Source organism: Agrobacterium genomosp. 13 str. CFBP 6927 (assembly GCA_900012615.1).
Taxonomy (GTDB): Bacteria; Pseudomonadota; Alphaproteobacteria; order Rhizobiales; family Rhizobiaceae; genus Agrobacterium.
Map to the genome: position 1 here is coordinate 2,154,624 of LT009756.1, position 24,060 is coordinate 2,178,683.

Below are 24,060 nucleotides of genomic sequence, written 5' to 3' on the forward strand. Positions count from 1 at the left end.
CTCAAGCGCAAATCCTGCTTGATCTGAAGGACGATACGTCACAGCCTTGGACTGGCACGGGGAAGGGAAATCGATGGCGGGTTCTATTCTGAAGCAGGAGCGCATGCTGCTCCTGGCAACACCGGCGGCAATCGTCGCCTATATGGCCGAACATACAATATTCGAGGCTGGCAAAACGGCGTCTCTCATAGCCGCCATCGCGCTCATCGGCATGATCATTCTGGTGTCGATGCGGGTTGCCCATCACGCCGAAATCCTCGCCGCCAAGGTCGGCGATCCCTATGGCACCATGATCCTGACACTGTCGGCGGTGGCGGTGGAAGTGCTGATCCTTGCCATCATCATGAGCGAATCCAGCTCGCCAACCCTTGTGCGCGACACGATCTATTCCGCCGTGATGATCGACATCAACGGCATTCTGGGTCTGGCCGCCCTGCTCGGCGGCCTGCGCCACGGCGAACAGCCCTATAATGACGATTCAGGCAAGACCTATGGCGTCATGATCCTGACTGCCATGGGTATCTCGATGATCGTGCCGGAATTCATTCCCGATGAAAGCTGGCATGTCTACTCCGCCTTCACCATCGTCGCCATGATCGCGCTTTATGCATTGTTCCTGAAAATGCAGGTAGGCCCGCACAGCTATTTCTTCAGCTACGCCTATCCCCGCAAGGCGCACCCGGCCGGTCAACCTTCCGACAGCCACGCAGAAGAGGAGGAGGAAGGCAGCGTCTCCCTCTCCATCGGCCTCATCATCGCCGGTGTGGTGCTGATCGGCGTGCTGGCGGAATTCATGGCGGCCTTCCTGAGTGAGAGCCTCGAAGGCACGAGCGCGCCACCGGCACTGATGGCGGTCGTGGTAGCGACGATCTCTGCCTCACCGGAAATCCTGACCGCACTCCGATCCGCATTGCGCAACCGCATGCAGGCCGTCGTCAATATCGCCATGGGCGCGTCACTGTCGACGGTCATCCTCACCGTCCCGGTCATGGAAGGCATCGCGCTTTACACCGGCCAGCCCTTCATCATGGCGATGACGCCAGTTCAGACCGTCATGGTCTTCATCACCCTCATCGCCGCCGCCATCAATCTCAATGACGGTGAAACCAACGCGATCGAGGGAATGACCCATTTCATTCTCTTCGCCACGTTCATCATGCTGCTGTTTCTTGGGCTTTAGAGTCTGATCACCGGTCGATATGCGAGCAGCAAAGGCATCGAAAAATATCAGCCGCGAAGCTTTGACGTTTTCGACTGGCCAGCGACGATACATGCTCACCTATCTTGCGGCGAAGACTGGCGCATTGAAGTACGGGTAGTCCTCATTGCTCCCCAAAATGACGGCGACTGGACGCGACAGTACATCGCGAGGCGCACAATCCCGCAATGCCAAGTATATCAAAACGACGATATAGCACGCCCCCAACACTCTTGCGGTTTGCGATTCCGGTTCGGTGATCCCCTTCAATAAATAAACGGCGCCATAGAGGTCGGAAATGCCGTTGATCTGGACTGTGTCGTCAATCTCCTCAAATCCCCCTTGCCAAGCGCATGAGTATTGATCGTATCCCGAAAGAAGACCGGCGCGGTCGGAAGTAGAGAAAGGCCATGTGTCGTCCGAATAGAAGTTCGTCTCGATGACGGGATCAAGCAATCCGTCGTCGTTCGGCTCTAGCCCTATATGCCCTGGCCAGCTTAGATCGATTCCGATCGCACTAATCTCGTTGTCACCACGATCGTAGTCCGTGATGCGCGCTGGCAAATTTGACCACCCGATCAACTCAATGCTTTTTGGGCTGACGCTTAGAAAGCGTGAAGGAAGCGGGCGGCCTGGGCCGCAAACTGCGCTAAGCAGCGACTTGAGGCGATCGGCAGCCACATCAGCTTCGTCTCCTCTGAGTAGATCTTCAATTTCCTTACAGAATTCTCTCTCAGGCAGCCCGTCAACAACTAATTCGTCAAGCATCATAAAATACTCTTTTTTAGAAAAAATCGAAATACAAATACGATTATTATTCAACTATAAACAAAATAACAACAATTATAATCAATAAATAAAATCAGTAATTATTTAGAATTAATACCAAATTATTCTAATTTATAGTTTTGCAAAATGCGAAAGACGCTAGTTATTAAACAAAAAAGCCCGGCATCGCTGCCGGGCTTCCTTCAAAATCGCAACAACCGATCAGCGGCAATCGGCGCAGAAGCGCTGGATGCGCTTGCAGGCCTCTTCCAGCAGCGCTTCCGACGTGGCGTAGGAAATGCGGAAGTTCGGGCCAAGGCCGAAGGCCGATCCCTGCACGACGGCAACGCCTTCGGCTTCCAGAAGCTCGGAGACGAAATCCACATCCGACTCGATGACCTTGCCCGACGGCGCAGTCTTGCCGATCATGCCGGCGCAGGACGGATAGACGTAGAACGCGCCTTCCGGTGCCGGGCAATTGATGCCCTTGGCCTGGTTGAGCATGGAGACGACGAGGTCACGGCGACCTTCGAAGATCTTCTTGTTGGTCGGAATGAAATCCTGCGTGCCGTTCAGCGCTTCGACAGCCGCCCATTGCGCGATGGAGCTGGCGCCCGAGGTCTGCTGGCCCTGGATCATGTCCATGGCCTTGATCAGCGGCAGCGGGCCAGCGGCATAGCCGATACGCCAGCCGGTCATGGCATAGGCCTTGGAAACGCCGTTCATCGTCAGCGTGCGGTCATAGAGCGAAGGCTCCACTTCGACCGGCGTGACGAATTTGAAATCGCCATAGGTCAGGTGCTCATACATGTCGTCGGTCAGCACCCAGACATGCGGATGCTTGACCAGCACGTCCGTCAGCGCCTTCAGCTCGTCATGCGAATAGGCAGCACCCGAGGGGTTGGACGGCGAGTTGAACACGAACCACTTGGTCTTCGGCGTGATCGCCTTTTCCAGCGCTTCCGGCTTCAGTTTGAAATTGTCTTCCAGAGTGGTGTCGACGAATACGGGCGTACCGCCGCAGATCGCCACCATTTCCGGATAGCTGACCCAGTAAGGCGCGGGAATGACGACTTCGTCACCCGGGTTGAGGGTGGCCATGAAGGCGTTGAAAAGGATCTGCTTGCCGCCCGTGCCGACAATCGTCTGCTCCGGCTTGTAGTCCAGGCCGTTTTCGCGCTTGAACTTGTCGGCAATCGCCTTGCGCAGTTCCGGAATACCGGAAACGGGCGTGTATTTCGTCTCGCCGCGCTTGATGGCCTCAATGGCCGCTTCCTTGATGTTTTCGGGCGTATCGAAATCCGGCTCGCCCGCGCCAAGGCTGATCACATCACGGCCCTTCGCTTTAAGCTCGCGGGCTTTCTGGGTAACAGCGATGGTGGCGGATGGCTTTACGCGGGAGAGAATGTCGGCAAGGAAGGCCATTTTTAATCGGTCCTGTTGTGGTTGACATCGGCAGAGGCAGAAAATCCCATCTTCTGCGGCATTTTCTATGTCGAAAGACAGACGCTCTTTCAAGGCCAAAAGCGGCATATGTGACATAGCGAAGAATTTAAAGCTTGCTTAACCCGGAAGTAACGCTTGATCCGCTACATTAGCGAGCCTAGGGATCGTGTCTCTATAGCTGGTTGAAAAATGGCGCCCAAAAGCATCTTTTCCAGTCTTGTCCGCGAGGTCGATGGCACATGGTCCACGGCCTATAGCCCCTTCAACCTGAAATCGGCCCTGCAGCCCATTTTCCGCCGAACGATGAGCGGTGCGCTCGACATCGATTCCTTCGAAGGTCTGGTGCGACCCCACCGCAACGGCGAACCGGTGACGCCGGGTGAATTCTTCTCGCTGGTGGCGCCTGAAGATATCGAAAATATCGACAGCATCCTGCGCACCATCCATATCCTCAATACCGGCAGGCTCAATCGTTCCCGCGCCCGCATCTTCGTCAATTTCCATCCCGGCCTGTTCCAGACACCTGCCAAGATGCGGCAGGAGGTGGAACGCATGCGGCTGGCCGCCCACGAGGCCGGCATGACCGCAGACCGCATCGTCTGCGAAATCTCCGAGAAAAAGGCGTCTGACACGCAGATAGTCGCCGATTTCGCCTACCACATGCATGATATCGGCTTTCGCGTGGCGCTGGATGACTATGGCGCCGGCGATTCCGACATCGACCGGGTGAAACTCATCAAGCCCGACTATGTGAAATTCGAGGCGGGCTGGGTGCGTGATTTTATGCAGAATTCGGCGGGCGCCGCCCTTCTGCGCGTCATCGTCAGCCAGTTCCGCAACGATGGAATAGAGCCAGTCTTTGAAGGGCTGGAAACCAGCTGGCAGGTCGAACTGTGCGAGGAACTGGGCGTTCTGCTGATGCAGGGTTACGTTCTGGCGAAACCCGAGCTCGCGCCGACAACATTCGACGCACGCTTTCCCGAACTTGGCAGCGAGTATTTTTCCCCTTCGCCGAGAGCGGACAGGAACGCGGCCGCACCGGCATTTTCCCGGGACGAACGAACGCCTGAAGCGCATCCGCTGCGCCAGACCCGGACCTTCGGAAAACGCGGCCTCTGACGCCGCCATTGGCGGCGGCAATGGCCCCATAATCGGCCTCGCCCAAATATCGCCACAATAAATACTCTGGAACGCCAGAATTCGGTCTCCAAGCCGTCCATTTCGAAGCCTCTTTTATCCTTCAGGAACAGGGACAAGAGGCAATCGCCATGTTTACCAACGATCGGACTTCCGTTGAAAGGTTGAGGGCGCAGAGAACGCTGTTCTCGCTCTGGATGGCGGTCGCGGCGTTTCTTGTCATTGTCACCATGGCAGCCGGCATTGCAACCTCGGCAAATGCAGCGGCTCAGGCGGTCGATACCCTGCACACATCCGCTATCCCGCAGGTGGCGACAACATCGCAGGCCGGTCCTCACATCCTGCTTATCATTCTGTCGGCCGCAGCCTTCATCGGCCTCGGAATAAGCGGCCTGACACTCACCCGGCGAAGCCTGAAGGACGAAGCCCGCCGCTTCAAATAGGCCGCCACCATAAAGGGCGGCATCGGCTTCCGCACTCGCTATGGCCATCTCCCCTGACTTGCGGCATCGGCAGCTTGCTGCTAAAGCACCAGCGAAACCGTCGGATCGACATTTCAAAAAATCCCCGAATTTCCAAGGCCGTGACTGAATGATCTTCCGGCCCCTGCTGTGCTGGTGCCAATCATGACGCGTATTCAGGCCAATATGCTGCTTCTGCTCGCCGCAGCGATCTGGGGAGGCGGCTTTGTCGCGCAATCCTCCGCCATGGCCTCGATCGGCCCGTTCTGGTTCGTCGGCCTGCGTTTCGCCATTGCCGCAATCGCCGTACTGCCCTTTGCGATGATGGAAACCCGTTCGAAAAAGTCGCCGCCGCGCCGCAAGGAGATCGGCAGCTTCATTCTCGTGGGACTGGCCCTGTTCGGCGGCGCCACCACCCAGCAGGTCGGGCTTTTGACCACGACCGTCACCAATTCCAGCTTCCTCACCGGGCTTTACGTCATCTTCGTTCCGGTCATCGCCGTCATCCTTTACCGGCGTCATCCCCACTGGATCGTCTGGCCCTGCGCCCTGATGATGCTGGGCGGCATATTCCTGCTCTCCGGCGGCGCGTTCGAGACGCTGACGCGGGGCGATATTCTCAGCATCATCTGCGCCTTCTTCTGGGCGATCCAGATCACGCTCGCCGGCCGTTTCGTTTCCGAAAGCGAGCGTCCACTTGCGCTCTCCTGCACCCAGTTTGCGGTTTGCTCTCTTTTGAGTTGCATGATCGGGGTGTTCTTCGAACCCATCAGCCTGGCTTCGATAGAGGCGTCGATGGCGGAAATTCTCTATGTCGGCCTTGTTTCCTCCGGCCTCGCCTTCGTGCTGCAGGTCATCGGCCAGCGTTACACGACGGCGCCGCAGGCTGCGATATTCCTGTCCTCAGAGGCGCTTTTCGGCGCTTTGCTGGCCTCGGTTTTCCTGAAGGAGACCATTTCAAATGCCGGCTATATCGGCTGCCTGATCATTTTCGTCGCCATATTGATCGTCGAACTGGTGCCGGAACTGACGCGAAAGCGGCAAAAATCCATGGCTGGAGCGGCCTGACGCCAAAAGAACGTATTTTTCTCATTCGCTGAAAAATCAGGGTTCGATATTCAAATTTTGCCCGGAAAACCAAAGGCGAACGGCAATTATTTCATCAATAATCGATTATGCGGAAAAAATATGCGATTCCACGCAGTAATTCTACCGCAGGTTTTTTATCTGACAAAAAGCCCGTGAAAACTTTTGCTTGCCAATTTTCGATAAACGCATCACTCTACCGCGGTTCGGGCAATTTGCGAGCATGGGAAGGCCTATAAATTTGCGCACTGGGGACGCTATAAACCTCGGGCGGTGGGACGAAAAACGTTGGATGAGAACGCCATTACTTCCCGCTGTGAAGGTCCTTTTTCTCAATAGTCAAGAACTGCCTGCCAACGCCCTCGCGGGGCAAAACTGTAATGCTGCCTGTAGCTGAACGCGGGCAGAGCGAAAAGGACCTGATGCATGGCCGAAACTGGCACCGTAAAATTCTTCAATACAGACAAAGGCTTCGGCTTCATCAAGCCAGACAATGGTGGCGCTGATATCTTTGTTCACATCTCTGCTGTACAGGCTTCTGGCCTGTCCGGACTTTCAGAAAATCAGAAAGTGAGCTTCGACACGGAACCGGATCGTCGCGGCAAGGGCCCGAAGGCAGTCAATCTGCAGATTGCTGGCTGACCCTAAAACGGCTTTCTTTTCTAGTTGAAGCCCGGCAGGAATGCCGGGTTTTTTTGTGCCTGCCCGACGCGGGCAGGCGTCACAACACGGGAAACTCAGATACCCTTGAGATAAGGATTGGTCCGCCGCTCCTCTCCAAGCCGGCCGCCGGGACCGTGACCGCAGATGAAACCGACATCATCTCCGAGCGGCAGAAGCTTGTCTCGAATGGACGCCATCAATTGTTCATGGTTTCCACCGGGCAGATCCGTACGGCCGACCGACCCCGCAAACAGCACATCGCCGACATGGGCGAATTGCTGGTCGCGATTATAATAGATGACATGGCCCGGGGCGTGGCCCGGGCAATGATAGACCTCGAAGACATGATCCCCGAAAGAGACTTTGTCACCCTCCTTCAACCATTGGTCCGGCAGGACGTTGCGAAGACCGGTGATCCCGTATTTTTCGGCCTGCGTCTCGATCCTTTCGAGCAACGGCCGGTCGTCCTCGTGCGGGCCAATGACCGGTAAAGAGAGCTTTTCGCGCAATTCTTCAGCGCCACCGGCATGATCAAGATGCCCATGCGTCAGCCAGATTTCCTTGAGCGTGATGTCGTTTTCGGAAACCACCTGGAGAATGACGTCCACATCCCCGCCGGGATCAACGACGACACCTTCCTTTGTGTCCTGATCGAAGAGAATGGTGCAGTTCTGCTCGAACGGCGTGACCGGGATAATGCCCGCCTGTAACTTTCCCATTTCCCGTATCTCCCTGTCTGACAAATCCTGCCTCCTATAGCCCGCGACCGGTTTCGACACAATGGCGACGGAAACCAATCGCCTCCCAACGGTTTTAATGGCTCTAAAAATCGGATTTAATTTCAACAAGATAAAGGATAAACGCGGGTGAGTTTCAGGAGCCCGCCGCGAAAAATGTGGAACGCCCGGAAGGCTGCGACGTTGTAGCTCCAGTCTTGAAAGGAGTGAGACACATGGACAAGACGCTTAAAATGCTCATGGCTGGCGGCGCTTTCGCCCTGATGGCCGGTTATGCAAACGCCGCCATGGTCGCCACCACCGCATCGGACATTTCTGTTCGTTCAGGCCCGGGTGAAGACTATCCCGAACTCGGCCTCGCCACCCGTGGCAGTAACGCGGTTCTGGACGGCTGCATGGAAGGCAGCAGCTGGTGCCGTATCGAAGTCAACGGCCTGCGCGGTTGGGCACATGCCGATTATCTGAACGTCATGTATGAGGGTTCTCCTGTCATTCTCGAGCAGCGACGCACGGATATTGAAGTGCCAGTCGTGACATACGAAAAAACCGCGAGCGTGCAGGCCGAACCCAATCCCGGCGATCCAAACCTCGGCCGCGTTGGTGATGTGGACATTACCCCGCCCGAAGCGGTCATCACCTATATGGACGAGCACCCTGCGGACACCGTCACCTTCGATGGTGACGTCGTGGTCGGCACCACCCTGCCCTCCGACACCCGGCTGGTCGAAGTACCCGACTACCAGTACCGTTATGTCCGGGTGAACGACGTGCCGGTTCTCGTCGAACCATCGACGCACCGGATCGTCTACGTCTACCAGTAGACCCAGCCGGTATTCATCAGACCGGATAGATGGCATCAAACCATTGAAGAGCGCGGGCATTCCGCGCTCTTTTCTATTTGCGGTAAAGGTCGGTCAGGATTCCAGTTGCACCCGCACCCGCAGCATATTATCCACCGCAACAGAAAATGATCGGCGGCATTCTCCCGAGCGGACGCATTTTCGGCTATGTTTACAGAATATTGGCGCATCGACGCATGTCAGCCGCAGAATATGAAGGAACCGCAGTGCCACCGCAATCGCTCAAAACCGCAGCCGCCAGGCAGACACCGGCACTCCCGAAGGTTGACGACGGCAAGATCGACTTCGATACGATCGAGGCGCTGTTCTTCGCCTATCGCGATTTCGTGTCCGATCCCGACGTCATTCTGTCAAAACTGGAATATGGCCGGGCGCACCACCGCGTCGTCTATTTCGTCAGCAGACAGCCCGGCATGACGGTCGCGGATTTGCTCGACACCTTGCAGATCACCAAACAAAGCCTCGCCCGCGTGCTCAAGCAATTGATCGACGACGGCTATATCCGCCAGATGGCGGGCCCGGAAGACCGCCGCCAGCGCAGACTCTATCCGACGCTGACAGGCCGAGAACTGGCGCTTGCGCTGAGCGAGCCGCAATCGCGCCGCATCGACCGCGCGCTGGAAGGCTTGGGGCCCGAGGCCCGGGCCTGCGTGCGCCAGTTCCTGGCGCAGATGCGCAGCCCGACAACCCCGGAAGGCGATTGATCATGGCGACAGCGACGACAAAACGCCCGCCGGCTGATGACGACGCCGCCCACCTCCTGATTGTCGATGACGACGCCCGCATCCGCGATCTCCTGCAGCGCTTTCTTGGCGACAAGGGATACCGCATCTCCGTGGCCGCGGATGCGGCCGAAGCCCGGCGCAAGATGATGGGCATCCGTTTCGACCTCCTCATCCTCGATGTGATGATGCCGGGGGAAAACGGATTGTCGCTCACCCGCTCTTTGAACGAGAACAAATCCGTGCCGGTCATCCTCCTGACCGCCCGCTCGGAAGCGGATTCCCGTATTGCGGGACTGGAAGCGGGCGCGGACGATTATCTGGCCAAACCCTTCGATCCGCGTGAGCTTGTGCTGCGTATCAACAATATCCTGCGGCGCAACACGTCGCCCGATACGCCCAAGATCGAACAGATCATGTTCGGCCCCTACAGCTTCTCCATTCCCAAAAAGGAATTGCGGCGCGGCCCGGAAACGATCCGCCTCACGGACCGGGAGCAGGAAATCATGCTGCTTTTCGCGCTGCGCGCCGGCGACACCATTCCGCGGCACGAACTGGTCGAGGCAGAATCCGAGGTGGGCGAGAGAACCATCGACGTGCAGATCAACCGTCTTCGTCGCAAGATCGAGGACGACCCTGCCAATCCGGTCTATCTGCAGACAGTCCGCGGCATCGGCTACCGGCTGAGTGTGGACTGACAAGCAACAGAGCGCCGCGCATCTTTGGACACACAAAGGGCGCTCTGCCACGTTAAATCCGTGCATCGTCCCGTCGACAATCGGTTTCGTTTTTCGACAGGACGCGGCACCAGCGAAAGGCGGGCTGACGGCATGGCGAGCCTCGATTTTCTCGGCACGGTCAGAAAAAGCGGCATAGCGAAAGCCTGGCGCACCTCCGGCAGGTGGCTGCGCCACTGGTTGCCCACCGGGCTTTATACCCGTTCGCTGCTCATCATCATCCTGCCGATGATCCTGCTTCAGGCCGTGGTCGCGGCCGTCTTCATGGAGCGACACTGGCAGCTGGTGACGGAACGCCTTTCCACCGCCGTGACGCGCGACATTGCCGCAATCATCGAGCTTCTGCAAACCGACCCGGAAGAAGACGATTATCAGCGCGTCATCCGCATCGCCCGTGAAAGACTGGATCTCAGCGTCTATATCGAACCGAAGGCGGACCTGCCCGCCCCAAAACCCGAGCCGCTGTTTTCCATTCTCGACAGGATCCTCGCAGATCAATTGACCCAGCAGATCGGCAGGCCGTTCTGGATCGATACCTATGGAAATGGCTCGCTGGTTGAAATCCGTGTCCAGCTGGAAGACAAAACCCTGCGGGTCTTTACCAGCCGCAGCGCTGCCTATGCATCCAACACCCATATTTTCCTTGTCTGGATGGTCGGCGCGTCGCTGGTCCTGATCGCCATTTCCATTCTGTTCCTGCGCGGGCAGATAAAACCCATCGAATCGCTCGCTAAAGCGGCTGAGAATTTCGGCAAGGGACAAAAGGTCAGCGCCTACTCTCCGCGTGGTGCAGACGAGGTCCGGCGGGCGGGCCTTGCCTTCATATTGATGCGTGAACGCATCGAACGGCAGATGGAACAGCGCACCGCCATGCTGAATGGCGTCAGCCATGACCTGCGCACCATCCTCACCCGTTTCAAGCTGCAACTTGCCTTAGCGGGCGACAATCCGGACCTCGAAGGGTTGGACAAGGATGTCGAGGACATGCAGTCGATGCTGGAGGCCTATCTCACCTTCGCCCGCACCGACGTCGAGGAAGATGTCGGCACACTCGAGCTTCCGGCGCTTCTCGAAAAGATCGGCCATGATTTCGAGCTTCACGGCAAGACATTCAGCTACGAGCTCTATAATATCGAACGGATCATCGCGCGTCCGAATGCCCTCTCCCGCCTCGTCGCCAATCTGGCCGAAAATGCGCGCCGTTACGCCACCAATCTCCATATCGACATACGCAAGGCGCCACGCTCGATCATCATGACCTTCGATGATGACGGGCCTGGCATTCCGGAAGCGTCACGCGAGGATGTCTTCAAGCCATTCTTCCGGCTGGATGAGGCGCGCAATCTCAACGCCTCGGGCACGGGACTTGGCCTTTCCATCGTGCGAGATATCGCCCGCAGCCATGGTGGAGACGTATCGCTGGATCAAAGCCCGATGGGTGGATTGCGGGTAATCGTCAAAATCCCGGCCTAGGCCATCCAATTGAAGAGGGTAATGCGGTTCGCCTACCCCGTCATTCCACCTTGAGCTGGAATGACGGAAGCAAAGTCACCTTCATAATCTTTGTGCTGCGCGCCGTTGTGCCCTATCAGCACATTTTCTCGCCATTCGGCACCGGCCGCTCCACGGCGGCAAGCACGATGTCGCCATTGCCATCGGCAAAGCCCAGTGTCAGAACCTCGGAGCGGAACGGGCCTATCTGGCGCGGCGGAAAATTCACCACGCCCAGAACCTGTCGGCCAACAAGGCTTTCCAGCGTATAATGCACGGTGATTTGCGCGGAAGATTTCTTGATGCCGATCTCCGGCCCGAAATCGATCTTCACCTTGAACGCCGGCTTGCGCGCTTCGGGAAAAGGCTCTGCCTCAATGATCGTGCCGACACGAATATCGACCCTCTCGAAATCGGCATAGGAAATTTCGCCGCTCATGCCCCGCCCCTTTAACCCGCCAGCTCTTCGGCGCGTGTTTTCGCCGCAGCGACTGCCTTGTCGAACAAGGGCTGCATCCCGTCTTCGGCCATCAGCACCGAAAGCGCCGCCGCCGTCGTGCCGCCCGGGGATGTCACGTTCTGGCGCAGACGCGCGGCCTCATCGGAGGACTGGTGCAACAATTCGCCTGCACCGGCCACGGTTTCGCGTGCGAGACGCATGGCCACATCGGCCGGCAGACCGGCCTTGCGGCCCGCTTCCGCCATGCATTCCACCAGATAAAAGACATAGGCAGGACCACTTCCCGAAACGGCGGTCACCGCGTCGATATCACCTTCGGTCTCCACCCATTCCACCGGGCCGCTGACCTTCAGCAAGCCGTCCACCACAGCCTTCAGCTCCGGCGTCACCAACTCATTGGCATAGGCCCCTGTTACGCCACGGCCCACCATGGCCGGCGTGTTGGGCATGGCCCGCACGGCGGCAACGGCACCGAAATGCGCAACGAAAGTGCCGATTGTGGTGCCGGCGGCGATCGAAACGACGACCGTATCCGGCCCCAACAGGGGCTTGAGAGACGGCAAAACGACGTCCATCATCTGCGGCTTCACCGCGACGAACAGAATCCCCGCCTTGACGCCATCAGGGACGCTTTCGCTATGGGCCGCGCCGGCTTCAGCAATCGTCGTCCGCATGGCGTCGGAGGGGCGTGGATCGACGACAATCACCTGAGATCCCGGCACGCCCTTTTTCAGCCAGCCCGAAAGCAAAGCGCCGCCCATATTGCCCGCGCCGACGAGGACGAGCGGACCGGAAGCCTTGTACACCATCTTCACGCTTCTCCGACGGTCTCGAACATGACCGCTTCGATTGCACTTTTCGCATCCAGCCCCGACCAGACGACGAACTGGAATGCCTGGTAATATTGCTCGCAGGCCTCCAGCGCGCTGGAAAGCAGCACTTCAACCTGCTGATTGTTCGGTTCGGCGCCGCCTGCCAGCAGCAGTGACTGGCGGAAGATCACCACGTCTTCCTGCCGCCACAGATCGAAATGACCCATCAGCACCTGACCGTTGACCTGCGACAGCAGGCGAATGACTTCGTTGACGCGTTGATCGGGAACCTTGATGTCGAAGGCGCAGGCCAGATGCAGCGCCTCGAATTCCTCCATCCACGAAAAGGAAACGTGATAGTCGGCCCAGTGACCCGCCACCGTCATGGCGATCTCGTCTTCGCCCGAACGCTCGAACGACCAGTCGTTCGAGGCAGCGACAATCTCGATCATGTCCACGGGATTGGACTGACGCTCAATTTCAAATTCCATCAGGCTCATGCGGCACCTTCTCAGCCGGTATTGAATGTTCTGTTTTGAACGCCGGGCACAAAACGCACACACAAACCGGATTCAACACTTGAGACGATTGCCCGACACCAAAAGAGTTACACATTCACCCTGTCTGGAGCTTACCAGGTTCGTTTCGAATCATCATTTAAAATCAGTGTATAATGGCCGAGTCCTGCTGCCACCCCTTGGGGCCCATTTTTGCTTTTTGAGCAGTGGATATCTTCTCCCCCATCACCTCAGGCGAGATACATAAGCGACTCTGGCGATTGCGTTTTTTGAAAGTGTCCACAGGCCTCAAAAAATTCGCGGGCGGAGGCCGGTTTCGAACAACCGGGGACTATTTCGAGTTGCATGGCCCGCAAACAAAAAAGCCCCGGAATCGCAGGCGATCCGGGACCCATCAGGAAAAAGCGCTAAAATCAGTCCTTTGCAGCCGAAAGCTTTGCTTCGAGGGCCTCGATTCGGGCGCGCAGCGCATCGTTTTCGTCACGCGCCTTGATGGCCATTTCGCGCACCGCGTCGAACTCCTCGCGCCGCACCACATCCAGGCTGTTCAGCCAGCGGTCTGCCTGCGCATGAAAAGCGGCCTCCGCTTCCTTGCGCACACCCTGCGCCGCGCCCGCCGCATCGGTCATCAGCTTGGCGAATTCATCCAGAAAACGATTGGTGCCTGTCGTGCTCATGGCGCTGTTCCTTCGTCGGTTCGGGGAGCATTCCTTATCCCCGCTATTGATGCCTTTCAGGTAGGCACTCGACAGCCGCCTTGCAAGCGAAATCGAAAAATGGCGGCCTTTCCCCGGGGCGCCCGGCATCGCAATCCGCTCACGAAGATTAGCCTTGACCACCGCCGCCGCAATCGCCATTTTCCTTGGCGTCAGGGAGACCGGTGAGCATCATCGCCCGGCCCCTTGAGGCAATGGATCATTCTGTTGTCCGCCCAGCAACGATGACGGAATATACGGATTGATAGCCGCTCCCACCCAACTTGCCATCATGCCATTTCCCAATATCGATCCCGTTGCCCTGTCCATCGGGCCTCTGGCGATCCATTGGTATGGCATTGCCTATGTCGCCGGCATCATGCTCGGCTGGTTTTATGCCCGCCGCCTCGCCCGTACGGATCGCCTCTGGCCGAATGATACCTCGCCGATCTCGGCGCAGCATCTTGACGACTTCATCCTGTGGGCGGCCGGCGGCATCGTCCTTGGCGGACGCATCGGCTATATCCTGTTTTACGATCTCGGAGCGGTCGCCGCCAATCCCATAAGGGCGCTGGAGATATGGAACGGCGGCATGTCGTTCCATGGTGGCCTCATCGGCACTACCATCGCCATGATCCTCTTTGCCCGCAAGAACGGCATCCCCGTCTGGAGCATGTTCGACGTCGTCGCCGCCGTCGCGCCCATCGGCCTGCTGTTCGGGCGCATCGCCAATTTCATCAATGGCGAATTGTGGGGCCGTATCGCCGATGTTCCGTGGGCGGTCGTGTTCCCCACCGGCGGCCCGTTTGCGCGGCACCCGAGCCAGCTTTATGAAGCCGGACTCGAAGGCCTCGTGCTTGTCGTCATTCTGGCAATCGCCATCTACGCCTTCAGGGCGCTGAAGACACCCGGCATCGTCACCGGCATCTTCGTCTGCGGTTACGCGCTGTCGCGCATCTTCGTGGAATTCTTCCGCGAGCCGGATGCCCAGATCGGTTATCTCGCCGGTAACTGGCTGACCATGGGCATGGTGCTTTCCACGCCGATGTTCCTTCTGGGCCTCTGGGCCGTCCTGCGCGCACGCAGCGCGAAAATAAGCGCCTAAGCGGTATGGCCTGCCATGACGACACCGCTTGCGCAACGCATCAAATCCCTTATCCGGCTCAACGGTCCGCTCAGCGTCACCGATTACTTCTCGCTTTGCCTCGCTGATCCCGAACACGGTTATTACAAGAGCCGCGAACCCTTCGGCCGCTCGGGCGACTTTATCACCGCGCCGGAGGTCAGCCAGCTTTTCGGCGAAATGCTCGGCGTTTTCGTGGTCCATGCCTGGCAGCGCCATGGCGCGCCCGCGCAGACCCGGCTGGTGGAAATAGGCCCCGGCCGCGGCACGATGATGTCGGACATGCTGCGCGTCATCCGCCGCATCGCGCCGCCGCTCTACGAGACGATGCGGGTCCATCTGGTGGAGACCAGCCCTCGCCTTTCCGCCATCCAGAAGGAAACGCTTACCGCCCATGCTGACCGGCTGACATGGTATGAGAGCTTCGACGATGTGCCGGAAGGCTTCCTGCTCGTCGTCGCAAACGAGCTTTTCGATGCCATCCCGATCCGGCAATTCGTCAGGACGCCGCAGGGCTTTCGCGAACGCGTCGTCAGCCTCGATGTTAATGACGAACTCGTCTTCTCGACAGGCCTTGCCGGCATCGATCCGACGCTGCTACCGCCCCTGCCCGAACGGCAGCCGGTCGGCACCATATTCGAAATCTCTCCCGCCCGTGAAGCCGTCATGACGGCGATCTGCCAGCGCCTGTCGATCCATGGCGGCACGGCGCTCGCCATCGATTACGGCCACCTGGTTGCCGGATTTGGTGACACATTGCAGGCCATGCGCGACCATGCCTTTGATCCGCCACTTGCCCATCCGGGGCAAGCGGATCTCACCAGCCATGTCGATTTCGAAAGCCTCGTCAGGACTGCCGAGGCAACCGGTGTACATGTCAATGGCACCTTGAGACAGGGCGACTTTCTTTATGGTCTTGGACTCAAGGAGCGGGCAGCTGCGCTTGCCGCAAAGGCGACGCCCGACCAGACGCTTGAAATCGCCGAAGCCGTAAACCGTCTCGCCGGCGAAGGCGCCGGCAAGATGGGGGAACTTTTCAAGGTCATCGCCGTTTCAAGTCCCGCGCTCCATCTCCTGCCGTTTCGCGCGGTGGATTGACAGCGCAATAACCTCTGGGCCAACATCGCCGCGACACACGAAGCAGGCACACTGCATCACACGCGCCGCGCAACGAAGCGGCAACAGGAAACATCTCGCTTGACCCATCCCACTGGCCAAAAGCGATATTCTCCAAGGAACTCCCGCACCATGCAGAACGACACCTTGCCGCTCCCGATCCAGAGCCCCCTGCTCGCCGCCTTCAGTGAAAACCGCGTCCGCCACGGTTTTTTCACCCGGCAGGGCGGCGTCTCCGAGGGTCTTTATCAGGGTCTCAATGTCGGCCTTGGCTCCAATGACGAGCCGGAGCTGGTGCAGGAAAACCGCCGGCGCGTCACGCAATGGTTCGGCCTGTCCCCGGAACGCCTCGCCACCGTACATCAGGTCCATTCCCCTGATGTCCTCGTGGTCGATGAAAGCTATGACGGCAGCCGCCCGCAGGCCGATGCGATGGTGACGTCGACGCCGGGCTTCGTACTTGGCGTGCTGAGCGCCGATTGCGGCCCGATCCTCTTTGCCGATGCGGAAGCCGGTGTCGTGGGCGCCGCCCATGCCGGCTGGAAGGGCGCCCTCTTCGGCGTGCTCGAAAACACCATCGAGACCATGGTAAAGCTGGGCGCCAACCGCGACCGCATCGCCGCCTCGCTTGGCCCTTCCATCAGCCAGGCGAATTACGAGGTCGGACCGGAATATAAGGCCCGCTTCACCGATTTCGATCCCGCCTATGCGGCCTACTTCACCGCCTCCGAAAAAGACGGCCACGCCCTGTTCGACCTCAAGCAGTTTACGGTGGACCGTCTGGTCAAGACGGGTGTGCGGGCGGAAAATCTCGGCCTCTGCACCTATCCCGACGAAGAACGTTTCTATTCCTACCGCCGCACGACCCACAGAGCCGAGCCCGATTACGGGCGGCAGATTTCCGCAATCGCAATTCTGGAGGACTAAATGGCCCTGCACTTCGAGCTCTCGGAATTCGATGCCCGCCGCGAACGGCTGATTGCGAAGATGGCGGAAGAGAAGCTGGACGCCATGCTGCTTTTCGCGCAGGAAAGCATGTACTGGCTGACCGGTTACGACACTTTCGGCTATTGTTTCTTCCAGACACTGGTGGTCAAGTCGGACGGCTCCATGACGCTTCTGACCCGTTCGGCGGATCTGCGTCAGGCCCGCAATACCTCGACCATCGAAAATATTCTCATCTGGGTCGACCGGCCCAACGCCGACCCCACACTCGATCTTAAAAACCTCCTGAGCGATCTCGACCTGCTCGGCGCCAAGATCGGCGTTGAATACGACACCCACGGCATGACCGGGCGCGTCGCCCGCCTGCTGGACAACCAGCTTGCCAGCTTCTGCCAGATGATCGACGCCTCCTATCTGGTCAGCACCCTGCGGCTCGTCAAAAGTCCCGCCGAGATCGCCTATGCCAGAAGGGCCGGCCAATTAGCGGATGCGGCTCTGGACGCAGCCCTGGAACTCATCAAGCCGGGTGCCGACGAAGCCTCCATCCTTGCAGCGATGCAGGGTGCGGTTCTGGGCGGCGGCGGCGACTATCCTGCCAATGAATTCATCATCGGCTCCGGCGCGGATGCGCTTTTGTGCCGTTACAAGGCCGGCCGCCGCAGGCTCGACGACAAGGATCAGCTGACACTGGAATGGGCTGGCGTTAGCGCCCATTACCATGCCGCCATGATGCGCACTGTGGTGATCGGCGAACAGGATTTCCGCCAGAAGGAGCTTTACAGCGCCTGCCTGCAAAACCTCACCGCCATCGAAGAAGTATTGCAGCCGGGCAAGACCTTTGGCGATGTCTTCGACGTGCATGCCCGCGTCATGGACGAACGCGGCTTGACCCGTCATCGGCTGAATTCCTCCGGTTATTCGCTGGGCGCACGTTTCTCGCCCTCCTGGATGGAGCACCAGATGTTCCACACCGGCAATCCGCAGGAGATAACCAGCGACATGACGCTGTTCGTGCACATGATCGTGATGGATTCCGATTCCGGCACGGCGATGACGCTCGGCCAGACCTATCTGACCACGGACGGCGCTCCCGAGCCGCTCTCACGCCATAGTCTCGATCTTCTCACAGCTTAAATCGCCACCGGGTTTGACAGAGCGGGAAAACCGGCCCTACATTGCCGCCACCTTGGGCAAGAAGGAGCGGAACATGAGAGGGAACATCGCATGAGCCGGAAGGGGTTAGGCCCCCTTTTCCCAGCCCTCGTCGTCCCGGCGCTGGTGCTGGGCCTGTCGGCCTGTAACACGACAGAGGCGCTGACGCCGCAGGTGGATGTCGGCCACAACGGCTCACAATCGGGCCCGGTGACACAGGGCGATCTCGACCAGATGGCCGCTGCCGCCGACCGCGCGCCTGCCGGCGCTCCGGCAACGGCGTCTTCCGTGCCCGCTTATGCACCGCAGAATTCCCTGCAGGCGCAGGCACAGGCGCTTTCCAACGGCAACCAATATGGCGAGCCTCTCAGCCAAAGCCAGCCACCTGCCCAATCCTTGCCTGCCAGCCAACCACAGCCGGCGCAGCAGACGGCAGCGCTGACCCCCGCCGCTTCCTCCGGCAACACCATCCGTTTCCTGCCGATCATCGGCGCCCCCGTTCAGGCCGTCACGCCGCTTTCGCGTCAGCTGGGGGCCGAGGCACGGGCAAAGGGACTGACAATCCGCGCGTCCAACGACAATTCGGCTGAGAACATCCTGAAGGGATATTTCTCCGCCTTCGCCGATGGCGGCAAGGTCAATGTCATCTATGTCTGGGATGTGCTGGACGCCAATGGTGTCAGGCTTCACCGCCTGCAGGGGCAGGAAACCATAGCCGCCAGGGGCAGCGATCCATGGGCCGCCGTGACCGACAGGGTCATGCAGGATATCGCCGCAAAAACGCTGAACGACTATTCGTCATGGAAGCAGTCTCAACGCGGATGAGGTGAAACGACGGGAGAAGTCACAGAGATTTCACGAAAATCATTGCGAAAGCGCGGAGTCCTCTTGCAATCGGAAGCAACAGCGCTATTAAGGCGCGCATGGCAACAAGGCGTATCCGGCAAAGGCTTTTCGGCCGGATGTTCCTCCCCTTGAACGACGCTTGGTTACGGCAAACACTTTTCCGTGGCGCAAGGCGATGGCATGGAAACAGGCGGCCGCAATGAAGGTTTTCGCAGGCAATTCGAACCGGCACCTTGCCGAAGCGATCTGCAAGTATCTCAACGTTCCCTTGGGAAATGCCACCGTAAAGCGGTTTGCTGACCAGGAAATTTTCGTAGAAATCAGTGAAAATGTGCGCGGCGAGGACGTTTTCCTCGTCCAGTCCACGTCGTTTCCGGCAAACGATCATCTGATGGAACTGCTCATCATGATCGATGCCATGCGCCGCTCCTCGGCAAAGCGCATCACGGCGGTGCTTCCCTATTTCGGTTACGCCCGCCAGGACCGCAAGGCCGGCCCCCGCACTCCGATTTCCGCCAAACTCGTTGCCAATCTGATTACCGAAGCCGGCGCCGACCGCGTTCTCACCCTCGATCTCCATGCCGGCCAGATCCAGGGTTTCTTCGATATCCCCACCGACAATCTCTTCGCAGCGCCTATTCTCGCCCGCGATGTGAAGGACCACTACGACACCAATAACGTCATGGTTGTTTCGCCCGATGTCGGCGGCGTTGTCCGCGCCCGTGCGCTGGCCAAGCGCCTCGACTGTCTGCTGGCCATCGTTGACAAGCGCCGTGACCGTCCGGGCGAATCCGAAGTCATGAACGTCATCGGCGATGTTTCCGGCAAGGATTGCATCCTCATCGACGATATCGTCGATTCCGGCGGCACGCTCTGCAATGCGGCGGAAGCACTTCTCAAGAAGGGCGCCACCAGCGTCACCGCCTATATCACCCACGGCGTGCTTTCCGGCGGCGCGGTTGCCCGCGTGGCCTCCTCGAAGCTGCGCGAACTCGTCATCACCGACAGCATCCAGCCGACCACCGCCGTCCAGTCCGCGCATAATATCCGCGTGGTCAGCACAGCCGGTCTGCTCGGCGAAGCGATCAACCGCACAGCGCAGGAACAGTCGGTTTCCGGCCTGTTCGACTGATACGCTCTCGGTCCCTGTATGCTCGGGCCTGTCCCGAGCATCTGCAACCTATTGATTTTGAGCCACGTTGGTGAATCCTCGGTACAAGACCGAGGATGACGTCGAGTATCGAGACAGGGTCGTCAACAGCCTGAACCTCCGCCAAATACAAACGCCTTTCAAGCAAACGCATGAAATGTTTGATCAAGGCGACGCTGGATATAGCGGTGTTCCACCGAGCAATGCGTGTCCCTGAAAGACAAGGCTCTACCCTCGTCCCCGGAAACTCGTGCAAGCGTCCAGGGCGCCAGCAGCAGCTACGCTTGATTGCCGCTCAGGACGATGCCGTCCCCGCACCCGGAGGCCCTTGCAGGCGTGTGGCGGCGGCTTTGATTTTCGGCCACCAACGCCGGAAGCGGGCACGGACAGCATGGCTGCCATTACGCCACAGGCTGATTGCGTCGGCTGTAACGGCATCGCCGGTAAACACCTGGCGGTGGCGGGAGATCGCCAGCACCCGGTAGAGAAACAGCGTTGTCAGGGCCGAAAACAGAACCGACATCACGACATCACTGAGGAAATGCCCGCCGGCTGCAATGCGCAGGCCTGACATGAGGATTGTTGCGCCGGCGGCGGCACTGCCCATGATAAACCGCCCGCGCCATTGCAGGCGATGCCAGACCAGCACACAGAGCGGCAGGAAAAAACTCGCGATGAGTGCGGTTTCCCCCGAAGAAAACGAACAGTTCGAATAACACTGCGTACTGAACTGGAAAGGCGGCGTGAACAATTGCTGCCCGCCAAAATCGCTGACGCTGAATGGCCGGGCACGGCCAATATTGGCCTTCAGCACCCCGTTCACCAGCAGCCCGGCGCAGAGAACCACCGGCCCCCAGAGAAAGGCCCAGACCCGCCAGCCCGTACGCTGCAAAGCGCCCAGCCGGATATTGCCGACAAAGACGATGAAGGCCAGAAGAGCGGCGAGTTCCGTCAGCTCGCGTAATGTGTCGCGAAGCCATTCGGGAAGTGGCTCGCGACCTGCCCACAGACGCCCTTCGGGAGAAAAGAACAGCGACGAGACCGCAAGATCGATCGACGGGAAGGTCGCGAACAGGATAACGAGCGCCAATGTGGCGAACATCACCCAGATCGTGATCCGCATATGCGAGAGATCATCGTCCATTGGCGCTCCCCGGAATGCATTGCGGGAGCAGGCGCCAGATTCCGATTTCCCTGCCTTCCAGAAAACCCGGCCCGGCAACCCAGCGGGAAAGCGGTGCCTCACCGGCAAGACAAGCCGGCAGGGCGTCCGAAATCGCCAGAAATACCGGAGTTTTCGCCTCGCCGGATTTCAGCGGATAAAGAAGGGCATAGTGGCTGGAAGGAACACCGGTTTCCGGCAGCGCCAGCAGCATGATCCCCTTCTCGTCCCGCAGCTGATAAAAAAGCTCGGCCAGAATGGAGCGATCAGAGGCAACGATGGCATCCGCCCCCGCCTCACGCGCCCGCGCGAAACCTGTAGACACCAGCTCGGAGCGGCCAAGATAGCGCTTCATCGCCAGTTCACCGCTCGGCAGACGCAATTCGGTTCCGGCAATCGTCATCACAGGCAACGCGATGGCAACGATGCCGCCGAGCACAAGGGTGGAAATGGTAAGCCAGCGCCGGGATGCCAGGACGGGCACCGCCAGAAGCACGCCCGCCGCATAGGCCCCCACGGCCCAATTGGCAAGCGCCCGCGACATCAGCCCCTGTGCCGTTATCAACAGCACAATCGGCACCGAAAGGGCGACCAGCGCCCGGGTTTCAGCGCTCTTCGCGCGGAAGGTCGCGATGATCATGGCGACGAAGACGAAAGGCCCGACAACGCCCGCCTGCGAGAAGAAAAACTCAAGCGCCGGGCCGATTTTCAGCTGAACGCCGTGCCAGTTCGCATTATCCGCCGTGTGGCGCGCCGTCATGAAATCATGGGCCGCATTCCACCACAGATTGGGAGCGATGACGGCGACGCAAACAAGGGCGGCGATGCCCGCGTCACGCAGCCGGATGCGCCATGCCTCGCAAAGCCAGCCGGCGGCGATGAAACAGGGCAGAAAATAGATCATCGCATATTTCGACATCAGGCCGAGGCCGAAACAGAGACCGAGAGCAAGACCCCAGCCCGCCGCCGGTTTGCCCGCGCTTCGGGCCAACGCCAGCTTGCGCATGCAGATCATCGACAGCACGATGAACAGCATCATCGGCGTATCGGTCGAGATCAGCAGGCTGCCCAGCGTCACGGCGGGCAATGTCAGATAGATGACCGCAGCCAGCGACGCGAGCCTGACATCATAGATCATGCGCCCGAGCACAAGAATGGCCGCTGCCGCCACACCATGGACCACGGGTGCGGCAAGCCGCACCTGAAATGTGCCCTCGCCGCCGCCCAGAATGCTGAATGCGCGAATGAGCCAGCCGATCAGAGGCGGCTTGGAATAGGCGCCGAGCGCCATCTCGCGGCCCCATAACCAATATTGCGCCTCATCAACGAAGAGGTCAGTCCGGTTGAGGGCAAGACCGAGGATGCGCAGCACCGTCACAAGCACGATTGCCGCAAGCGCAAGCGTCATCCACCGGCGCTGCTCGCTTGCCTGTAAATGGGGCAACGCCGCCACATCATGCATGCTGGCGGCGTTCTGCATGGATCAACCAGAGATTACGGGCATAGATGAACAGGCCAGACGCCTGCCCCATGACGAACACCGGGTCGCGGCGCCAGACGGCATAGGACAGGAGCACCAGACCGCCGAGAACGGAGAAATACCAGAAGGCCACCGGTATGACCGAACGGTTCGCCCGTTCCGACGAAATCCATTGAACCAGAAAACGCATGGTGAACAGCATCTGGCCCATGAATCCGATGCAGACCCAGAGAAATTCCTTCCAGCTGTCCACATGCAGCATGGACCATAAGGCCGGTGTATTCACGGCGATGTCTCCGTTTTGAAAGTTTCAGCCCAGCTTGCCCGCTTGCGCCGCCGCAACAGCCAGGCAACGCCGATCAGATCGTGGATGCCCACAAGCGCGCGGCCGATATTGGTGTAGTGGGAATTGCCATGCAGGCGCGCTCGATGCGTGACGTCGACATGGGCGACCTGCCAGCCGTCACGGTTGAACAGCGCCGGGAAATAGCGGTGGTGATGGTCGAAATAGGGCAAGGCGAGATAGGCGTCGCGGCGGAAGGCCTTGAGGCCGCAGCCGGTGTCCCGCGTGCCGTCTTTCAATATTCGCGCCCTCAAGCCGTTGGCGAAGCGGGAGGAAAGGCGTTTTCCAAGCGTATCACGCCGGCCAACGCGCTGGCCGGCAACGAGCCCGAGCCGGCTCGGGGCACTGGCGGTAAGAAGGGGTGCGAGAAGTGCCGGCAGATTGTCCGGCGGGTTCTGACCGTCTCCGTCAAGCATGCAGATGATCGGTGCACGCGCCGCCTGCACACCGCTATGGATTGCCGCCGATTGCCCGCCCTGACGGTCGTGCCTGACCAGCCGCAGCATGGGATAACGCCCGCCAAGCGAAAGTGCGACATCCGCCGTGCGGTCGGAGGACGCGTCATCCACCACGACGATCTCGAACCGGCCGACCGGCTGACAGGCGGCCACAATCTCCGCCACGAGTGTTTCGACACTCGCTTCTTCATTGTGCATGGGCACGACAACGGCGAAATCCGGGGTCGGTCTCAAGGTGGCTCCGTCATATCCGTCTGCGCGAGTTCCGCAAACATCGTCGATAGTGGCGGGAGAAGGAGCGCGAAAAGCTTGCATGAATATGAACAGCCGTTGAACTTCGCACGGTATGCGCCCGTTTTGTTTCAGTTTTATTACGGGTTATCACGCCTCCGGGGTCGGCAATTTTCTCGCGGTATGCGGGAAATAATCATACAATTCTCCGGCTCCTTAACGCGACCGTAAACAATTGTTGCGACGCTGCGGCAACGTTTTTT

Annotated in this window: 26 protein-coding genes; 15 read left to right on the top strand and 11 right to left on the bottom strand. The window is 59.1% G+C overall.

The genetic code is table 11. From position 1 onward, the window contains the following. Positions 1-73 precede the first annotated feature (73 nt). Positions 74-1,180 carry a calcium:proton antiporter gene (locus AGR13A_RS10760; protein WP_080835360.1) on the top strand — a complete coding sequence of 369 codons (1,107 nt, stop codon included), beginning with the start codon at positions 74-76 and terminating at the stop codon, positions 1,178-1,180. Positions 1,181-1,279: 99 nt separating this feature from the next. Here AGR13A_RS10760 and AGR13A_RS10765 read toward each other — a convergent pair whose 3' ends face one another. Both AGR13A_RS10765 and AGR13A_RS10770 read right to left on the bottom strand, forming a co-directional pair. Further along, positions 1,280-1,969, bottom strand: coding sequence for a hypothetical protein (locus AGR13A_RS10765; protein WP_080835366.1), 690 nt, complete (start codon positions 1,967-1,969; stop codon positions 1,280-1,282). 219 nt (positions 1,970-2,188) lie between these two features. Beyond that, the gene (locus tag AGR13A_RS10770; RefSeq protein ID WP_035220259.1) at positions 2,189-3,391 is read right to left on the bottom strand and encodes a pyridoxal phosphate-dependent aminotransferase; all 1,203 of its coding nucleotides are present in this window, start codon (positions 3,389-3,391) and stop codon (positions 2,189-2,191) included. 210 nt (positions 3,392-3,601) lie between these two features. Between AGR13A_RS10770 and AGR13A_RS10775 the strand changes: the two genes are divergently transcribed. The 4 genes from AGR13A_RS10775 to AGR13A_RS10795 all read left to right on the top strand — a co-directional run bounded on the left by AGR13A_RS10775 (position 3,602) and on the right by AGR13A_RS10795 (position 6,738). After that, positions 3,602-4,531: an EAL domain-containing protein gene (locus AGR13A_RS10775; protein ID WP_080835369.1), complete on the top strand. Its 930-nt coding sequence runs from the start codon at positions 3,602-3,604 to the stop codon at positions 4,529-4,531. 149 nt (positions 4,532-4,680) lie between these two features. Next, on the top strand, positions 4,681-4,992 hold the full coding sequence (locus tag AGR13A_RS10780; protein WP_080835371.1) for a hypothetical protein: 312 nt from the start codon (positions 4,681-4,683) through the stop codon (positions 4,990-4,992). A gap of 183 nt (positions 4,993-5,175) precedes the next feature. After that, positions 5,176-6,078 (top strand): DMT family transporter, encoded by a 903-nt coding sequence (locus AGR13A_RS10785; RefSeq protein WP_035220253.1) that lies wholly within the window; start codon positions 5,176-5,178, stop codon positions 6,076-6,078. 444 nt (positions 6,079-6,522) lie between these two features. After that, positions 6,523-6,738: a cold-shock protein gene (locus AGR13A_RS10795; protein ID WP_003494703.1), complete on the top strand. Its 216-nt coding sequence runs from the start codon at positions 6,523-6,525 to the stop codon at positions 6,736-6,738. A gap of 95 nt (positions 6,739-6,833) precedes the next feature. Here the strand turns inward: AGR13A_RS10795 and AGR13A_RS10800 are convergent, their stop codons facing one another. After that, complete coding sequence (locus AGR13A_RS10800; protein ID WP_035220250.1) at positions 6,834-7,478, bottom strand: MBL fold metallo-hydrolase; 645 nt, start codon at positions 7,476-7,478, stop codon at positions 6,834-6,836. A 233-nt stretch (positions 7,479-7,711) separates the two neighbouring features. On the opposite strand from AGR13A_RS10800, the gene AGR13A_RS10805 reads away from it, so the two are divergent. From AGR13A_RS10805 to AGR13A_RS10825, 4 genes are all read left to right on the top strand, one after another. Further along, entirely contained in the window at positions 7,712-8,317 is a 606-nt protein-coding gene (locus tag AGR13A_RS10805) for a DUF1236 domain-containing protein (RefSeq protein WP_080835374.1), read from the top strand. Positions 8,318-8,532: 215 nt separating this feature from the next. Next, on the top strand, positions 8,533-9,060 hold the full coding sequence (locus AGR13A_RS10815) for a MarR family winged helix-turn-helix transcriptional regulator (protein ID WP_035220715.1): 528 nt from the start codon (positions 8,533-8,535) through the stop codon (positions 9,058-9,060). Positions 9,061-9,062: 2 nt separating this feature from the next. Continuing rightward, complete coding sequence (locus AGR13A_RS10820) at positions 9,063-9,776, top strand: response regulator (RefSeq protein WP_035220248.1); 714 nt, start codon at positions 9,063-9,065, stop codon at positions 9,774-9,776. A 132-nt stretch (positions 9,777-9,908) separates the two neighbouring features. Beyond that, positions 9,909-11,288: an ATP-binding protein gene (locus AGR13A_RS10825; protein WP_080835377.1), complete on the top strand. Its 1,380-nt coding sequence runs from the start codon at positions 9,909-9,911 to the stop codon at positions 11,286-11,288. A 115-nt stretch (positions 11,289-11,403) separates the two neighbouring features. Here the strand turns inward: AGR13A_RS10825 and AGR13A_RS10830 are convergent, their stop codons facing one another. The 4 genes from AGR13A_RS10830 to AGR13A_RS10845 form a co-directional block, all read right to left on the bottom strand. Beyond that, on the bottom strand, positions 11,404-11,745 hold the full coding sequence (locus tag AGR13A_RS10830; RefSeq protein ID WP_035220244.1) for a tRNA-binding protein: 342 nt from the start codon (positions 11,743-11,745) through the stop codon (positions 11,404-11,406). A gap of 11 nt (positions 11,746-11,756) precedes the next feature. Further along, positions 11,757-12,575, bottom strand: a complete 819-nt coding sequence (proC, locus tag AGR13A_RS10835; RefSeq protein WP_035220243.1) for a pyrroline-5-carboxylate reductase — start codon at positions 12,573-12,575, stop codon at positions 11,757-11,759. 2 nt (positions 12,576-12,577) lie between these two features. Further along, on the bottom strand, positions 12,578-13,078 hold the full coding sequence (locus AGR13A_RS10840) for a YbjN domain-containing protein (RefSeq protein WP_003494682.1): 501 nt from the start codon (positions 13,076-13,078) through the stop codon (positions 12,578-12,580). Positions 13,079-13,509: 431 nt separating this feature from the next. Then, entirely contained in the window at positions 13,510-13,773 is a 264-nt protein-coding gene (locus AGR13A_RS10845; protein ID WP_035220242.1) for an accessory factor UbiK family protein, read from the bottom strand. Positions 13,774-14,083: 310 nt separating this feature from the next. Between AGR13A_RS10845 and lgt the strand changes: the two genes are divergently transcribed. The 6 genes from lgt (at position 14,084) to AGR13A_RS10875 (ending at position 20,105) form a co-directional block, all read left to right on the top strand. Continuing rightward, positions 14,084-14,896, top strand: a complete 813-nt coding sequence (gene lgt, locus AGR13A_RS10850) for a prolipoprotein diacylglyceryl transferase (protein ID WP_167377536.1) — start codon at positions 14,084-14,086, stop codon at positions 14,894-14,896. Between the two features lie 15 nt (positions 14,897-14,911). Continuing rightward, positions 14,912-16,012: a class I SAM-dependent methyltransferase gene (locus AGR13A_RS10855; protein ID WP_080835383.1), complete on the top strand. Its 1,101-nt coding sequence runs from the start codon at positions 14,912-14,914 to the stop codon at positions 16,010-16,012. 150 nt (positions 16,013-16,162) lie between these two features. Continuing rightward, positions 16,163-16,957 carry a peptidoglycan editing factor PgeF gene (gene pgeF, locus AGR13A_RS10860; protein ID WP_080835385.1) on the top strand — a complete coding sequence of 265 codons (795 nt, stop codon included), beginning with the start codon at positions 16,163-16,165 and terminating at the stop codon, positions 16,955-16,957. Continuing rightward, positions 16,958-18,109, top strand: coding sequence for a M24 family metallopeptidase (locus AGR13A_RS10865; protein WP_080835388.1), 1,152 nt, complete (start codon positions 16,958-16,960; stop codon positions 18,107-18,109). 90 nt (positions 18,110-18,199) lie between these two features. Next, complete coding sequence (locus tag AGR13A_RS10870) at positions 18,200-18,952, top strand: hypothetical protein (RefSeq protein ID WP_080835391.1); 753 nt, start codon at positions 18,200-18,202, stop codon at positions 18,950-18,952. A 220-nt stretch (positions 18,953-19,172) separates the two neighbouring features. Continuing rightward, positions 19,173-20,105 (top strand): ribose-phosphate pyrophosphokinase, encoded by a 933-nt coding sequence (locus tag AGR13A_RS10875; RefSeq protein WP_035220711.1) that lies wholly within the window; start codon positions 19,173-19,175, stop codon positions 20,103-20,105. Between the two features lie 313 nt (positions 20,106-20,418). Here AGR13A_RS10875 and AGR13A_RS10880 read toward each other — a convergent pair whose 3' ends face one another. The 4 genes from AGR13A_RS10880 to AGR13A_RS10895 are packed head-to-tail and all read right to left on the bottom strand — an operon-like array spanning position 20,419 to position 23,887. Further along, positions 20,419-21,267, bottom strand: a complete 849-nt coding sequence (locus tag AGR13A_RS10880; protein ID WP_080835394.1) for a phosphatase PAP2 family protein — start codon at positions 21,265-21,267, stop codon at positions 20,419-20,421. Continuing rightward, positions 21,257-22,765: an ArnT family glycosyltransferase gene (locus tag AGR13A_RS10885; RefSeq protein ID WP_167377470.1), complete on the bottom strand. Its 1,509-nt coding sequence runs from the start codon at positions 22,763-22,765 to the stop codon at positions 21,257-21,259. The genes AGR13A_RS10880 and AGR13A_RS10885 overlap by 11 nt, the downstream gene beginning before the upstream one ends. Beyond that, positions 22,740-23,027: a lipid-A-disaccharide synthase N-terminal domain-containing protein gene (locus AGR13A_RS10890; protein WP_080835401.1), complete on the bottom strand. Its 288-nt coding sequence runs from the start codon at positions 23,025-23,027 to the stop codon at positions 22,740-22,742. The genes AGR13A_RS10885 and AGR13A_RS10890 overlap by 26 nt, the downstream gene beginning before the upstream one ends. A 20-nt stretch (positions 23,028-23,047) precedes the next feature. Then, entirely contained in the window at positions 23,048-23,887 is an 840-nt protein-coding gene (locus AGR13A_RS10895; protein WP_080835404.1) for a glycosyltransferase family 2 protein, read from the bottom strand. Positions 23,888-24,060 lie beyond the last annotated feature (173 nt).